The sequence below is a fragment of the Alphaproteobacteria bacterium genome, assembly GCA_040220875.1.
Taxonomy (GTDB): domain Bacteria; phylum Pseudomonadota; class Alphaproteobacteria; order JAVJVX01; family JAVJVX01; genus JAVJVX01.
On the sequence record JAVJVX010000008.1, the window covers coordinates 1 to 16,174 of the forward strand.

Sequence of the window (16,174 nt, forward strand, 5' to 3'; positions counted from 1 at the left end):
GAGATGGTGATGCCCGGGGACAACATCCAGATGGAGATCCAGCTGATTGCGCCGATCGCCATGGATGAAGGGCTGCGCTTCGCCATCCGCGAGGGTGGACGCACCGTCGGCGCAGGTGTCGTCGCTAAAATTATCGAGTAGGCCGCACTGGGTGGCTGGTCGCTCCCCGCAGGACCCGCGCAGCGGCCGGGCCGGTGTGGTGGAGAGGCTGGCCGGGAGACACCGGGCTGTAGGAGTGTAGCTCAATTGGTAGAGCGCCGGTCTCCAAAACCGGAGGTTGGGGGTTCGAGACCCTCCACTCCTGCCAGAGCGGTGATCGGGCCAGAGCGGTGATCGGGCTAGAGCGGTGATCGGGCCAGAGCGGTGATCAAGGCCAGGACCTGGCAGGGCCGGGCCGGCGAAAATTGAAACAGGGCGGCCGGAACGGCGGCCCGGACAGAGTGAGATGGCAAAAACCAGCCCAGCAAAATTCGTTCGCGAGGTCAGGCAGGAAGGCTCCAAGGTCACCTGGCCGACCCGGAAGGAGACGGCCGTCACGACGGGCATGGTGATGGTGATGACTCTCATCACCGCGCTGTTTTTCCTGCTGGTGGATCAGTTGATTTCGGTGGGTGTCGGCGCATTGCTCGGCATCGGGAGTTAGGTATGGCGGCGCGTTGGTACGTCGTGCACGTGTATTCGGGCTTCGAGAAGAAGGTGGCCCAGTCGATCAAGGAGCAGGCCGAACAGCAGGGGCTGACCGAGCGGCTGCTGGACGTGCTGGTGCCGATGGAGGAAGTGGTCGAGATGCGTCGCGGCGCCAAGGTCAACGCCGAGCGCAAGTTCTTCCCTGGCTACGTGCTTGTGCATGCCGATCTGGACGATGCGACCTGGCACCTGATCAAGAACACGTCCAAGGTCACCGGGTTTCTGGGGGCGGGCGGCCAGCCCACACCCATCTCGGAGGCCGAGGCGCAGCACATCATGCATCAGGTGCAGGAAGGCGTGGAGCGGCCCAAGCCGTCCGTGACCTTCGAGGTCGGCGAGCAGGTTCGGGTTTGTGACGGGCCCTTCCAGTCGTTCAACGGCCAGGTGGAGGAAGTGGACGAGGAGCGCGCGCGTCTCAAGGTGGCGGTCAGTATCTTCGGGCGGTCGACGCCGGTGGAACTGGAATACAGCCAGGTTGAGAAGACCTGAGGACGGATAGTTCCCCGTCGGAGTTGGGGCGCGGGGCGCCCGCAAGAAACGGTTTAAGAAGAGCGACAAAGAGCGATGGCAAAAAAAATCGACGGATATATCAAGCTTCAGGTGCCGGCCGGGCAGGCGAATCCTTCGCCGCCGATCGGCCCGGCGCTGGGTCAGCGCGGGCTGAACATCATGGAATTCTGCAAGGCCTTCAATGCGGCCACGCAGGAAATGGAGGGCGGGATGCCGATCCCGACCGTCATCACGGTTTATGGCGATCGCACCTTCACCTTCGAGACCAAGACGCCGCCTGCGTCCTACTTCCTCAAGAAGGCGGCCAATATCAAGAAGGGCAGTGGTACAGCGGGCCGCACCGGGGCGGGCAGCGTCACAATGGCCCAGGTTCGCGAGATCGCCGAGACCAAGATGAAGGATCTGAACGCGAATGACCTCGATGCGGCGGCGAAGATGGTCGCGGGCTCGGCCCGCTCCATGGGCCTTGAAGTAACGGAGTGAACGAAATGGCCGGCAAGGGCAAGCGCCTTACGAACGCTTACGAGGGCATCGATCGCGATGCCACCTACGGGCTGGACGACGCCATCCGCATGATCAAGGCGGCGGCCAAGTCGAAATTCGACGAGACCATCGAGGTGGCACTCAATCTTGGTGTCGATCCGCGGCATTCCGATCAGGCTGTACGCGGCATGATCTCTCTGCCCAACGGTACCGGCAAGTCGGTGCGCGTCGCCGTCTTCGCCCAGGGCGCCAAGGCGGAGGAAGCCAAGGCGGCGGGGGCCGATATCGTGGGCGCCGACGACCTGGCCGAACAGGTGCAGAAGGGTGAGATTAATTTCGATCGGGTCATTGCTACCCCGGACATGATGGTCACGGTGGGCAAACTCGGCAAGGTGCTGGGTCCGCGCGGATTGATGCCGAATCCCAAGCTGGGCACGGTAACCCCGGATGTCACCAAGGCGGTCAAGGCGGCGAAGGGTGGTCAGGTCGAATTTCGCGCCGAGAAGGCGGGGATCATCCATGCCGGCGTCGGCAAGGCCAGCTTCGACGAGAAGGCGCTTAAAGAAAATGTCCGCGCGCTGGTGCAGGCCGTGACCAAGGCCAAGCCGAGCGGCGCAAAAGGAACTTATCTCAAGAAAGTGTCGATCAGTTCGACCATGGGGCCCGGGATCGGAATAGACCCGGCTGCTTTCAGCGAGACGGCGGCCGAGGCGTAATTCGGCCGCGAAGATTTCCGGTCCGTTCGGGCGTTTGGTGCCCGGCGGAGGCGGAAAAGGGAAACGGGCCCGGCTTTCTGCGGGACCACATTCGACGGACCGGACGGTCCCGTTTTCCGAACCTGTCCGAGACTGCAGGTGCCGCGGTGCCCGATGGGAACCAAGGCTTAAGGGTAAACCGCCTGCATAGACAGAGTGAGATCCGCTCGCCCGCCACCCCGGCAACGGGGGCGGTCGGCGCGGCTTGAACTTCTGGGGCAGGCAGTGCGGCTTTCGGGCAACCGGAAGTCAGAGTGAGACGGGTTCCCCCGTTTTGGCCGGCTCCGGCTCGGGATTTCCCCGGGGGCAGGCGGAAACGAAGAGCCCACAACGTATCGGAGAAGAGTGTGAACCGATCGGAAAAAGGAGAGCTGGTCGGCTCCCTGAAAAACATCTTCGAGGGGGCTAAGCTGGTGGTGGTTACGCACCAGCAGGGCCTGTCCGTCGCGGAGGTCACTGACCTGCGCGCGAGGATGCGGGACGCCGGCGCAGGTTTCAAGGTCACAAAAAACCGGCTCACACGACTCGCCCTGGAAGGATCCAAGTTCGCTCATTTGACGGACTTCTTTAAGGGTCCGACCGCGATCGCGTATTCCGCCGACCCCGTTGCGGCCGCCAAGGTGGCCGCCAAATTCGCCAAGGAGAACGACAAGCTCGTGATTCTGGGCGGGGCGCTCGACGAACAGACTCTCGACGCGTCGGGAGTGAGCGCTCTGGCGGAGCTTCCCTCGCTCGACGAACTGCGAGGCAAGATCGTTGGCATGATCGCGACTCCGGCAACCCGTCTGGCGACATTGGCGCAAGCCCCGGCCAGTCAGGTGGCTCGAGTCCTGTCGGCATACGCACAACAGGGCGAGGCGGCCTAGCCGTTCAATCGAAAAGAAGTTCAAGTCAAGGAGAAAGCTGAAATGGCTGATTTGGAAAAGATCGTAGACGAGCTCTCGAGCCTCACCGTTCTGGAAGCGGCTGAGCTGAGCAAGCTCCTGGAAGAGAAATGGGGTGTTTCGGCAGCGGCCCCGGTTGCCGTGGCTGGCGCTGCGGCGCCCGCTGGCGGCGAAGCGGCGGCGGATTCGGGCAGTGACACGGTCGACGTGATCCTGGTCGCGGCCGGCGACAAGAAGATCAACGTGATCAAGGAAGTGCGAGCGATCACGTCGCTGGGCCTGAAGGAAGCCAAGGACCTCGTCGAAGGTGCGCCCAAGCCGGTGAAGGAAAGCGTTCAGAAGGCCGAAGCGGAAGAACTGAAGAAGAAACTCGAAGATGCCGGGGCTACGGTCGAGCTGAAATAGCCGTGGTGGTTGCCGGTTCGGATTTGTGAGGACGGCGGTCCGCGCCTTCGGCGCGGGCCGCCGCCGCACGCCTTTCATCCGGCCGGCATGCCGGGTCAAAGAGGCGGCCAGGCCGGTATCAGCGGCGGAATCAGAGGCGGGACGGCCCAGGCGGGCAAGCCGGTCGGGCCGGGCCGATAGAGAGTAATCAACAAGGTCGACGTGGCGTGGCCCCTTACGGGCGGCGGATCGCGACAGCAAGGTGAAGGATCAAGGCATGGCCAAGTCCCTCAAGGGTCGGAAGTTGATACGCAATGATTTCGGGCGTCTCGGCGAGGCGACGACGATGCCGAACCTGATCGAGGTTCAGTGGAATTCATGGGATCAGTTCCTGCAAAAGGACGTGCCGCATCCGGAGCGCGAGAATCTTGGCCTGCAGGAAGTTTTCCGGTCGGTCTTCCCGATCCGGGATTTCAGTGAGCGGTCCCAGCTTGATTTTGTCAGCTACGAGCTTGAGAACCCGAAATACGATGTGGACGAGTGCCAGCAGCGCGACATGACCTATGCGGCGCCGCTCAAGGTGACGCTGCGTCTCGTTGTCTGGGATGTTGACGAGGACACCGGCGCCCGTTCCATCCGCGACATCAAGGAGCAGGATGTCTACATGGGCGACATGCCGCTCATGACGGACAAGGGCACATTTGTCATCAACGGCACGGAACGTGTCATCGTCTCCCAGATGCATCGTTCGCCGGGTGTCTTTTTCGATCACGACAAGGGGAAAACCCATTCTTCCGGCAAGTATCTTTTCGCGGCCCGCGTCATTCCTTACCGGGGCTCCTGGCTCGATTTTGAATTTGATGCGAAAGACCTGGTGCATGTCCGCATCGATCGCCGCCGCAAACTGCCGGTAACGACGCTGCTGCTCGCGCTCGACAGCGAGGAGTCTGTGGTGCGCCGGGCCGAGGCGGCCGCGCGTGGCGAGACTCTCGATCCGACGACAATCGAGGGCATGCCGAAGAGCGAAATTCTCTCCTACTTCTACGAGACGATCCGCTTCAAGCGGGTGAAGGACGCCTGGCGGAAGCCGTTCGATCCCGCGTCGCTGCGGGGTGTCCGGCTGACCCACGATCTGGTCGACGCCAAAACCGGCGACGTCGTGGCGGAAGAGGGCAGCAAGATCACGCCGCGTATCCTGCACCAGCTCGAGGAGCAGGGCCTCAAGGAACTTCTGGTCGCGGATGAGGAGTTGCTCAGCCACTATGTCGCGGTCGATCTCGTCAACGAATCGACGGGTGAGATCTATGCCGAGGCCGGCGACGAGCTGACGGAAGAGATGCTGGAGAACGCGGTTGCCGGCGGCGTGCGGGAGGTGCCCGTCCTGGCGATCGACAATCTCAATGTGGGCCCCTATATCCGCAACACTCTGGCGTCCGACAAGAACGCAAGCCGCGAGGACGCGCTGATCGACATCTATCGCGTCATGCGGCCGGGCGAGCCGCCGACCCCCGAATCAGCCGAGGCGCTGTTCCAGGGCCTCTTCTTCGATTCCGAGCGCTATGACCTTTCCTCCGTCGGGCGCGTCAAGATCAATGCGCGACTCGATCAGAAGGCGGACGTCAGCCTGCGCGTCCTTACCAAGGACGACATCCTGGCCATCGTAAAGGTGCTGGTCGGCCTGAAGGACGGTCGCGGTGAAATCGACGACATCGACCACCTCGGCAATCGTCGCGTGCGTTCCGTTGGCGAATTGATGGAAAATCAGTACCGCGTGGGCCTGTTGCGCATGGAACGCGCCATTCGTGAACGGATGAGCTCGGTCGATATCGATACCGTGATGCCCCACGATCTGGTCAACGCCAAGCCGGCGGTAGCGGCCGTCCGGGAGTTCTTCGGCTCGAGCCAGCTCTCGCAGTTCATGGATCAGACCAACCCGCTCGCGGAAATCACGCACAAGCGGCGCCTGAGCGCGTTGGGCCCGGGCGGTCTGACGCGCGAGCGGGCCGGGTTCGAGGTGCGCGACGTGCACCCGACCCATTACGGCCGGATATGCCCGATCGAAACGCCTGAAGGGCCGAATATCGGGTTGATCAATTCGCTCGCGACATTTGCGCGGGTCAATGAATACGGCTTCATCGAAAGCCCTTACCGCACGGTGGTCGATGCCAGGGTGACGGACGAGGTGACCTATCTTTCGGCCATGGACGAGGGCCGCTACACGGTCGCTCAGGCAAACGCGCATCTGAACGAGAAGGGCGAATTCATCGATGATCTCGTGAGTTGCCGGCGGGCGGGCGAATTTGTCATGACCCGGCCCGAGGACATTGACCTCATCGATGTTTCGCCCAAGCAGCTCGTTTCAGTTGCCGCCTCGCTCATCCCCTTCCTGGAAAATGACGACGCGAACCGGGCTCTCATGGGCTCCAACATGCAACGTCAGGCGGTGCCGCTTATCCAGGCTGAAGCGCCTCTTGTGGGAACCGGCATGGAAGCGGCGGTGGCGCGGGATTCGGGCGTGGCCATCTCGGCCCGGCGCAGTGGCGTGGTCGACCAGGTGGACGCGACCAGGATCGTCGTCCGGGCCACCGAGGAAACCTCGCACTCCGCCTCGGGCGTCGATATCTACACGCTGCAGAAATTCCAGCGGTCCAACCAGAACACCTGCATCAATCAGCGTCCGCTGGTGAAGAAGGGCGATGTGGTGGAAAAAGGTGACATCATCGCCGACGGACCTTCGACGGAGCTTGGCGACCTGGCGCTCGGGCGCAATGTGCTCGTCGCGTTCATGCCTTGGATGGGCTACAACTTCGAGGACTCCATCCTGATCTCCGAACGTATCGTGCGCGACGACGTCTTCACCTCGATCCATATCGAGGAATTCGAGGTCATGGCGCGGGATACCAAGCTGGGCCAGGAAGAAATCACGCGTGATATTCCCAATGTCGGAGAAGAAGCGCTGAAGAACCTCGATGAGGCGGGAATCGTCTATATCGGGGCCGAAGTGGAGCCCGGCGACATTCTGGTCGGCAAGGTCACGCCGAAGGGCGAGTCGCCGATGACGCCGGAAGAAAAACTCCTCCGCGCGATTTTCGGCGAAAAGGCCTCGGATGTGCGCGATACGTCCCTCAAGGTGCCGCCCGGTGTGAATGGCACCGTGGTCGAGGTGCGCGTCTTCAACCGTCGCGGCGTGGACAAGGACGAACGAGCGGTTGCGATCGAGCATGCCGAGATCGAGCGCCTGGCGAAGGATCGCGACGACGAGAAGGCGATCCTCGAGCGCAGCTATTATGGGCGTTTGAAAGAGCTTCTGCTCAACCAGACCATCCAGAAGGGGCCGAACGACCTTGCCGAAGGCAAGAAGGTGACCGAAGGCGTTCTGGCCGAGCTGACACAGGGGCAGTGGCGTCAGATCGTCGTCAAGAATGACACCACAATGGCCTCGATCGAGGAGCTTAACCGCCATTTCGACGACAGTGTGAAAGTGCTGGAGAAGCGGTTCCAGGACAAAGTTGAAAAGCTCCAGCGGGGTGACGAATTGCTGCCCGGCGTGATGAAGATGGTCAAAGTCTTTGTCGCCGTTAAGCGCAAGCTGCAGCCCGGCGACAAGATGGCCGGCCGCCACGGCAACAAGGGTGTGATCTCCAAAATCCTTCCGATGGAGGACATGCCGTTCCTGGAGGACGGCACGCCTGTGGACATCGTTCTCAACCCGCTCGGCGTGCCTTCACGCATGAACGTGGGGCAGATTCTGGAAACCCATCTCGGCTGGGCGTCCGCCGGGCTGGGTCGCCAGATCGGTGAGATTGTCGCCGATATCCGCAAGGAAGTGCCCGACACCAAGGCACTCAGGGCCTTCCTGAAGGAGATCTATGGGGAGCGTAATTACCAGCGCGAGTTCGACACGATGGATGACGAGGATATCCTCGAGGTGTGCGAGCGCATGAGCCACGGTGTCCCCATGGCGACGCCGGTTTTCGACGGGGCCAGGGAAGACGATATCGTGCGCCTTCTGGAGAAAGCCGGCCTCGATTCCTCGGGCCAGGTGACGCTGATCGACGGACGGACGGGCGAGTCGTTCGACCGCGCCGTGACGGTCGGCTACATCTACATGCTCAAGCTTCATCACCTGGTCGACGACAAGATTCACGCGCGTTCCATTGGGCCGTACAGCCTTGTGACCCAGCAGCCGCTTGGCGGCAAGGCGCAGTTCGGTGGCCAGCGGTTCGGCGAAATGGAGGTCTGGGCTCTCGAAGCTTACGGCGCAGCCTACACCCTCCAGGAAATGCTTACCGTGAAGTCCGACGACGTGGCGGGCCGCAGCAAGGTCTATGAAGCCATCGTCCGGGGCGAGGATACGTTCGAAGCCGGCATTCCGGAAAGCTTCAACGTTCTCGTCAAGGAGCTGCGTTCGCTCGGCCTCAACATGGAACTGGCGGAAGAGGGCAATTAGCCCCAGCCGTTCGGCGGCCGGCAGGCGGCTGCGGAACGGGTGTTCGACCGAAAGGTCACTGGAAAAAATGTCGCCGGAAGACATCGGGCGACGGCGCGCTACCCCGGCGCAGGACTAGGAGTTAGTTGGTCATGAACGATTTGATGAAGATCTTCGGTCAGCCGAGCGGTCCACAGAGTTTTGATCATATCCGGATCTCCATCGCCAGCCCCGAGCGAATCCGGTCGTGGTCGTTCGGTGAGATCAAGAAACCGGAGACGATCAATTACCGGACATTCAAGCCTGAACGGGATGGCCTGTTCTGCGCGCGTATTTTTGGTCCGATCAAGGACTACGAGTGCCTGTGCGGCAAGTACAAGCGCATGAAGTATCGCGGGATCATCTGCGAAAAATGCGGCGTCGAGGTCACCCTGTCCAAGGTGCGGCGTGAGCGCATGGGCCATATCGAGCTCGCGGCGCCGGTCGCCCATATCTGGTTCCTCAAGTCGCTGCCGAGCCGGATAGGCCTGCTGGTGGACATGACCCTCCGGGATCTCGAACGGGTCCTGTATTTCGAGAACTACGTCGTCCTCGACCCGGGCATGAGTGCGCTCGAGAAATACGAGCTTATGAACGAAGACTCGTATCAGCAGGCGCTGGATGAGTACGGCGAGGGTACGTTCGAAGTCGGCATCGGGGCGGAAGCGATCAAGAAGCTTCTGGCCGAAATCGACCTGGAGCAGGAGCGCGACAAGGTGCGCCAGGAGCTGGCGGAGACCGGATCGGAAGCGAAGCGCAAGAAATTCGTCAAGCGTCTCAAGCTGCTCGACGCTTTCATTAGCTCGGCGACGCGGCCCGAATGGATGATCCTGGACGTGGTGCCGGTTATCCCGCCCGAACTGCGTCCGCTGGTGCCGCTGGACGGCGGCCGGTTTGCCACGTCGGATCTGAATGATCTCTATCGTCGGGTCATCAACCGGAATAACCGCCTGAAACGGCTCATCGAACTGCGCGCGCCCGAAATCATCGTACGCAACGAAAAGCGGATGCTGCAGGAGTCTGTCGACGCACTGTTCGATAACGGACGGCGCGGGCGCGTGATCACCGGCGCCAACAAGCGGCCATTGAAGTCCCTTTCCGACATGCTCAAGGGCAAGCAGGGGCGCTTCCGGCAGAATCTGCTGGGCAAGCGCGTCGATTATTCAGGCCGTTCCGTCATCGTCGTGGGTCCCGAACTCAAGCTGCATCAGTGCGGCCTGCCCAAGAAGATGGCGCTCGAACTGTTCAAGCCGTTCATCTATTCGCGCCTCGAGCGCTACGGTCTCGCCACCACAATCAAGGCGGCGAAGCGCATGGTGGAAAAGGAGCGGCCCGAGGTCTGGGACATCCTGGAAGAGGTCATCCGCGAGCATCCGGTGCTTTTGAACCGGGCGCCGACGCTTCACCGCCTGGGTATCCAGGCGTTCGAGCCCGTTCTCATCGAGGGCAAGGCGATCCAGCTCCATCCGCTGGTCTGTGCCGCCTTCAATGCGGATTTCGACGGCGATCAGATGGCGGTACATGTGCCGCTGTCCCTCGAGGCGCAGCTCGAGGCCCGGGTGCTGATGATGTCCACCAATAACATCCTCAGCCCGGCCAATGGCAAGCCGATCATCGTGCCGTCCCAGGATATCGTGCTGGGCCTGTACTACATGACGCTCGAGGGCGAGAACGAGCCCGGCGACGGCATGATCATTTCCGACATGGGCGAGCTTAATCACGCGCTCGAGACCGGCGCCGTGGGGCTGCACAGCAAAATTCACGCCCGGTTCGAGACGGTCGACGAGAACGGCAACGAAATTCAGCAGCGGGTCGAAACGACTCCCGGCCGCTTCCTTCTCGGCGAGGTCCTGCCCCGCCATCCGAAGGTGCCGTTCAACGTCGTCAACCGGACCATGACGAAGAAGGAAATCAGCAACCTGATCGACATCGTCTACCGCCATTGCGGGCAGAAGGACACGGTTGTCTTCTGTGACCGGATCATGGCGCTCGGCTTCAACCATGCCTGCAAGGCGGGCATTTCCTTCGGCAAGGACGATTTGATCATCCCCGAATCGAAGCAGGGGCTGGTTTCCGCGACTGAAGCCAAGGTCAAGGAATACGAGCAGCAGTATCTCGATGGCCTGATCACGCAGGGCGAGAAATACAACAAGGTGGTCGATGCCTGGTCGAATTGCACCGATACGGTGGCCGACGAGATGATGAAAGTGATGTCGGCCGACAAGAAAGGGCGGATCAATTCCGTCTTTATGATGGCCGATTCAGGCGCCCGCGGTTCGGCCGCCCAGATCAAGCAGCTTTCAGGCATGCGCGGCCTGATGGCCAAGCCGTCGGGCGAGATCATCGAGACGCCGATCACGTCCAACTTCAAGGAAGGGCTGACGGTGCTCGAGTACTTCAACTCGACCCATGGCGCGCGAAAAGGCCTTGCCGATACGGCGCTGAAGACGGCCAACTCGGGATATCTGACCCGGCGGCTGGTCGACGTCGCGCAGGACTGCATCATCGTCGAGGAGGACTGCGGCACAGAGGCGGGGCTCAACATTCGCGCCGTGGTTGAGGGTGGCGAAGTGATTGCCCCGCTTTCGGAGCGGATTCTCGGCCGGACGACGGTGGAAGAACTGGTCGATCCCAACACCAGCGAGGTGATCGTCAAGGCGGGTGAGACCCTTAACGAGTTCCAGGCGGAGCGGGTGGAGAATGCCGGCATCGATTCGGTCAAGATCCGTTCGGTCCTGACTTGTGAGAACAAGATCGGGGTCTGCGCCAAATGCTATGGCCGTGATCTGGCGCGAGGGACACCCGTCAATATCGGCGAATCGGTCGGCGTCATCGCGGCCCAGTCGATCGGGGAGCCTGGCACACAGCTGACGATGCGGACCTTCCATATCGGCGGTGCGGTGCAGCGCGGCGCGGAGCAGTCGGGTGTCGAGGCCAATTTCGACGGCACGGTCAAGATCCGCAATCGCAACGTCGTCATCAATTCCGAAAAGATTCCGGTCGTGATGAACCGGAACTGTGAAGTGGTGTTGACGGACGAGGCGGGGCGCGAGCGGGCGCGTCACCGGGTTCCCTACGGCACGCGTCTGCTGGCCGATGATGGCGACACCGTCAAGAAGGGCAGCCGCGTGGCCGAATGGGATCCCTACACGATTCCGATCATCACCGAACGCGAGGGTGTTGCCCATTACGTCGATCTGATCGAGGGCGTCTCGATGCGCCAGGTGGTGGACGAGACGACCGGTATCGCCAACAAGGTCGTGATCGACTGGAAGCAGCAGCAGAAGGGTTCGGACCTCAAGCCGCGCATCACGCTGCGGGATGCCGATGGCGAGATCGTGACCCTGCCCAACGGACTTGAGGCGCGCTACTTCATGTCGGTGGATGCGGTGTTGAGTGTCGAGAATGGCATGAGGGTTCAGGCCGGCGACATCCTTGCCCGTATCCCGCGTGAATCGTCCAAGACCCGCGACATCACCGGTGGTCTGCCGCGCGTGGCGGAGCTGTTCGAGGCCCGCCGGCCCAAGGATTTCGCCATCATCAGCGAAATCGACGGACAGGTGCAGTTTGGCAAGGATTACAAGACCAAGCGGCGCGTGGTCGTGGTTCCGACCGATGCCGACAAGGAGTCCAAGGAATATCTCATCCCGAAGGGCAAGCACATCGCCGTCCGCGAGGGCGACTATGTCCAGGTGGGTGATTTGCTGATGGATGGCAACCCGGTACCCCATGACATTCTGAGTGTCCTGGGTGTCGAAGCGCTCGCGTCCTATCTCGTTAACGAGATTCAGGACGTCTACCGGCTGCAGGGTGTCAAGATCAACGACAAGCATATCGAGGTGATCGTTCGCCAGATGCTGCAGAAGGTTGAGGTCACCACGCCCGGCGACAGCACTTTCCTCGTCGGCGAACAGGTGGACCGCATGGAGTTCATGACGGCCAACGCCAAGACCGCCGAAGAAGGCGGGGTCGAGGCGACCGGGACTCCGGTTCTCCAGGGCATCACCAAGGCCTCCCTGCAAACCAACTCCTTCATCTCCGCGGCCTCCTTCCAGGAAACGACCCGGGTGCTGACGGAGGCTTCGGTCCAAGGGAAGACCGATCCGCTCTCCGGCCTGAAGGAGAATGTCATCGTCGGCCGCCTCATTCCGGCGGGGACCGGCTCGGTGATGAACCGGATGCGCCAGATTGCGGCGGAAAAGGACCGCGAAGTGCTGGCAGCCCGGCAGGCCCAGCTCGAGGCGGCTCAGCAGGCGGCCGAGCTTGCGGCCGCCCAGCGGGCCGAGGCCGAGGGCTCGGGCACGGAGGATGGCGAGGACCAGTCACGGATCGCCTGAGGCGGGCCGGCGCCGCCCCCGGGCCGGGGGCGGGCGGCTTGACCACCGTTCCACCCCGAGAGCCGCGGGCGACCGCGGTTTCATGGGTGGTGGCGGGGGGCCGGACTCCCAGGGCACGGCCTTTTCCGGCGGTATCGCGAGGAAGCCGGCGCCGGGGCCGGTGGATAAGCCGGTAAGCATTGGAAAACCGGGAAAAAAACCGATTCTGGCGCTTGACGGGCATGGGGTGCATACATAGTATGCGCCCACCTTTCCGGGAGCTGGTGGTGAAACGTCCGTTTCAGACGCAGCGCCCAACGTCTCAGACGTTTGAAAAATAGAGCTTTTTGGCTCGCGAGAGAACAAGCGCCGCCGGGCGGTGGACAGTTCGCCGGTGGCGCGACGCAGTTGGCGCCGGCCCGATGAGGGGCCGGGACCGGCATGCGCCGGACGCGCGCTCGCACGCGCGGGACAAATTTTGGAAAGAGCGCCGGGTTCGGGGCTTTCGTTTAGACAAATCGAGGTCATTGCAGATGCCGACCATCAACCAGCTCGTCCGCAAGGGGCGGGTCCGCCCGAAGGAGCGCAACAAGGTGCCGGCGCTCCAGGCCTGCCCGCAGCGCCGGGGCGTGTGCACACGCGTTTACACGACGACGCCGAAGAAGCCGAACTCAGCCTTGCGGAAAGTGGCCCGCGTCCGGCTTACCAACGGTTTCGAGGTCACGAGCTACATTCCTGGCGAGGGCCATAACCTGCAGGAGCACTCCGTGGTCCTGATCCGAGGCGGGCGCGTGAAGGACTTGCCGGGCGTCCGATATCATGTGGTCCGTGGCACCCTCGATACCCAGGGTGTGAAGGACCGCCGCCAGCGCCGTTCGAAATACGGCGCCAAGCGGCCGAAATAGGGGGCTGGGATGTCACGTCGCCATCGTGCCGAACGACGGGAGGTCATGCCGGATGCCAGGTTTGGCGACCGGGTCCTGACCCGCTTCATCAATGCCCTGATGTCGGATGGCCGCAAGGCCACGGCGGAAGGGATCATGTATGGCGCCCTGACTACCATCGCGGACCGGACGGGCCAGGACTCGCTCAAGGTTTTTCGCGACGCGCTTGGAAATGTGCGCCCCAATCTGGAAGTGCGTTCCCGCCGGGTCGGCGGTGCCACGTATCAGGTGCCGGTGGAAGTGCGGGCGGACCGGGCGCAGGCCCTGGCCATCCGCTGGCTGATTCAGGCGGCCCAGAGCCGGTCGGAAAAGACAATGTCGGACAAGCTGTCCGGCGAATTGGTGGATGCGGCCAATAACCGGGGCGCAGCCATCAAGAAGCGCGAAGACACGCACCGCATGGCGGAAGCAAACCGCGCATTCTCTCACTACCGCTGGTAACGGATCCGGCGGCAGCTGTTTTTACGGAACAAGGCAATGACACGCGAAACCGACATCACCCGTTATCGCAATATCGGCATCATGGCCCACATCGATGCCGGTAAGACAACGACGACGGAGCGGATTCTTTTTTACACTGGCCGATCCTACAAGATCGGCGAGGTGCACGACGGTGCCGCGGTCATGGATTGGATGGAGCAGGAGCAGGAGCGCGGCATCACCATCACATCCGCCGCGACCACAGCGTTTTGGCGCGAGCATCGGATTAACATTATCGATACGCCGGGCCATGTCGATTTCACCATTGAGGTGGAGCGCTCGCTCCGCGTCCTCGACGGCGCCGTGGCGGTCTTCGACGGCGTCGCTGGCGTAGAGCCGCAATCGGAAACAGTCTGGCGCCAGGCCGATAAATACGGCGTCCCCCGCATCTGCTTTATCAACAAGCTGGACCGGATGGGCGCCGATTTCTTTTACTGCGTCCGGACGATCATCGATCGTCTTGCTGCGAAGCCTCTCGTGCTGCAATTGCCGATCGGCGCGGAAGCCGATTTCGTGGGTGTCGTGGACCTTGTCGAGAACCGGGCCATTGTCTGGAAGGATGAGACCCTCGGTGCGGAATTCGAGTACCGCGAAATTCCCGCCGACCTGAAGGCCCAGGCCGAAGAATATCGTACCAGCCTGATCGAGGCGGCCGTCGAGCTGGATGACGAGGCGCTGGAGAAATATCTTGGCGGCGAAGAGGTCGATGGCGACACGCTGCGCAAATGCATCCGCAAGGGGACGCTTGAAGGCGCCTTCGTTCCGGTCATGTGCGGCTCGGCCTTCAAGAACAAGGGTGTTCAGCCGCTTCTGGACGCGGTTGTCGACTATCTTCCGTCACCGGTCGACGTGCCGAGCGTTCGGGGTGTTGACGCCAAGTCGGGCGACGAGATGACTCGTCCCAGCGACGACGACCAACCGCTCGCCGGCCTCGCGTTCAAGATCATGAACGATCCCTTCGTAGGGTCTCTTACGTTTGTCCGGATTTACTCGGGCATCATGACGACGGGGTCCTCCGTCCTCAATTCGGTCAAGGGCGAGCGCGAGCGCATCGGGCGGATGCTGCTGATGCACGCCAACCACCGTGAAGACATCAAGGAGGCAACGGCGGGCGACATTATCGCCGTGGCCGGGCTCAAGCAGACGACGACGGGGGATACCCTCTGCGCGCCGGAAAAGCCCATCATTCTCGAGCGGATGGAATTTCCCGACCCGGTGATCGAGGTCGCGGTCGAGCCCAAGACCAAGGCCGATCAGGAGAAGATGGGCGTCGGACTGAACCGGCTGGCGGCCGAAGACCCCTCCTTCCGGGTCGGCACCGACGAGGAAAGCGGACAAACGATCATCAAGGGAATGGGCGAGCTTCACCTCGAAATTATCGTCGACCGCCTGCGCCGCGAATTCAAGGTCGACGCGAATGTCGGCTCTCCGCAGGTCGCCTACCGCGAAACAATCACGCGCGCCTCCGACATTGATTATACCCACAAGAAGCAGACGGGTGGTTCGGGGCAGTTTGCCCGGATCAAGATCCGTTTCGAGCCGCTCGAGCCGGGCTCGGGCTTTATCTTTGAAGAGACAATCAAGGGCGGCAACGTCCCGACGGAATACATCCCGGGCGTTGAAAAAGGCCTCAAGCTGGCGAACGACGCGGGCATTCTCGCCGGATTTCCGGTGATCGACTACAAGGCGACCCTTTATGACGGCGCCTACCATGACGTTGATTCGAGCGTCCTCGCCTTTGAAATCGCCGCTCGCGCCGCTTTCAAGGAGGGCATGCAGAAGTCAGGCCCGGCGCTGCTGGAGCCCATCATGAGCGTTGAGGTGGTGACGCCGGAAGATTACATGGGCGACATCATTGGTGACCTCAACAGCCGGCGGGGCCAGGTCAGCCATATGGATCAGCGCGGCAACGCGCGCGTGATCGACGCAATGGTGCCGCTGGCGAACATGTTCGGTTATGTGAATACGCTGCGCTCGGCCAGCCAGGGACGGGCGACGTTCACGATGCAATTTGATCATTATGCCCAGGTGCCTCAGCAGGTCGCTGATGAGGTCCGGGCGAAACTCGCTTAAGCCAAGAGATTAAGGGCGGGCCGGAGCCAAAGCCCCTACGGAGAACGTTATGTCTAAGGGTAAATTCGAGCGTACGAAGCCTCACTGCAATGTCGGGACGATTGGTCATGTTGACCACGGGAAGACGACGTTGACGGCTGCGATCACGAAGGTTTTGTCTGCGAGCGGTGGCGGGGAGTTCACGGATTAC

The 16,174-nt window shown here is 62.0% G+C and carries 13 protein-coding genes and 1 tRNA gene; all 14 read left to right on the forward strand.

Features of this window, described 5'->3' with window-relative positions:
- Positions 1–141, forward strand: a 141-nt coding sequence (tuf, locus tag RLQ26_09450; GenBank protein MEQ9088952.1) for an elongation factor Tu, incomplete at its 5' end; no start/stop codon positions are given.
- Positions 142–231: 90 nt separating this feature from the next.
- Positions 232–307 (forward strand) — tRNA-Trp (locus tag RLQ26_09455).
- A gap of 138 nt (positions 308–445) precedes the next feature.
- Complete coding sequence (secE, locus tag RLQ26_09460; protein MEQ9088953.1) at positions 446–643, forward strand: preprotein translocase subunit SecE; 198 nt, start codon at positions 446–448, stop codon at positions 641–643.
- A gap of 2 nt (positions 644–645) precedes the next feature.
- Positions 646–1,176, forward strand: a complete 531-nt coding sequence (gene nusG, locus RLQ26_09465) for a transcription termination/antitermination protein NusG (protein ID MEQ9088954.1) — start codon at positions 646–648, stop codon at positions 1,174–1,176.
- 75 nt (positions 1,177–1,251) lie between these two features.
- Positions 1,252–1,680 (forward strand): 50S ribosomal protein L11, encoded by a 429-nt coding sequence (rplK, locus tag RLQ26_09470; protein MEQ9088955.1) that lies wholly within the window; start codon positions 1,252–1,254, stop codon positions 1,678–1,680.
- Between the two features lie 5 nt (positions 1,681–1,685).
- Entirely contained in the window at positions 1,686–2,396 is a 711-nt protein-coding gene (gene rplA, locus RLQ26_09475; GenBank protein MEQ9088956.1) for a 50S ribosomal protein L1, read from the forward strand.
- Between the two features lie 386 nt (positions 2,397–2,782).
- The gene (gene rplJ, locus RLQ26_09480; GenBank protein MEQ9088957.1) at positions 2,783–3,301 is read left to right on the forward strand and encodes a 50S ribosomal protein L10; all 519 of its coding nucleotides are present in this window, start codon (positions 2,783–2,785) and stop codon (positions 3,299–3,301) included.
- A gap of 42 nt (positions 3,302–3,343) precedes the next feature.
- Complete coding sequence (rplL, locus tag RLQ26_09485) at positions 3,344–3,724, forward strand: 50S ribosomal protein L7/L12 (GenBank protein MEQ9088958.1); 381 nt, start codon at positions 3,344–3,346, stop codon at positions 3,722–3,724.
- A 256-nt stretch (positions 3,725–3,980) separates the two neighbouring features.
- Positions 3,981–8,153, forward strand: coding sequence for a DNA-directed RNA polymerase subunit beta (rpoB, locus tag RLQ26_09490; protein ID MEQ9088959.1), 4,173 nt, complete (start codon positions 3,981–3,983; stop codon positions 8,151–8,153).
- Between the two features lie 131 nt (positions 8,154–8,284).
- Positions 8,285–12,508 (forward strand): DNA-directed RNA polymerase subunit beta', encoded by a 4,224-nt coding sequence (gene rpoC, locus RLQ26_09495; protein ID MEQ9088960.1) that lies wholly within the window; start codon positions 8,285–8,287, stop codon positions 12,506–12,508.
- Positions 12,509–13,020: 512 nt separating this feature from the next.
- Positions 13,021–13,392, forward strand: a complete 372-nt coding sequence (gene rpsL, locus RLQ26_09500) for a 30S ribosomal protein S12 (GenBank protein ID MEQ9088961.1) — start codon at positions 13,021–13,023, stop codon at positions 13,390–13,392.
- 9 nt (positions 13,393–13,401) lie between these two features.
- The gene (gene rpsG / locus RLQ26_09505; protein MEQ9088962.1) at positions 13,402–13,872 is read left to right on the forward strand and encodes a 30S ribosomal protein S7; all 471 of its coding nucleotides are present in this window, start codon (positions 13,402–13,404) and stop codon (positions 13,870–13,872) included.
- 36 nt (positions 13,873–13,908) lie between these two features.
- Positions 13,909–15,984 carry an elongation factor G gene (gene fusA / locus RLQ26_09510; protein MEQ9088963.1) on the forward strand — a complete coding sequence of 692 codons (2,076 nt, stop codon included), beginning with the start codon at positions 13,909–13,911 and terminating at the stop codon, positions 15,982–15,984.
- A 49-nt stretch (positions 15,985–16,033) separates the two neighbouring features.
- Positions 16,034–16,174 (forward strand): GTP-binding protein (locus RLQ26_09515; protein ID MEQ9088964.1); only part of this gene is annotated, 141 nt, incomplete at its 3' end.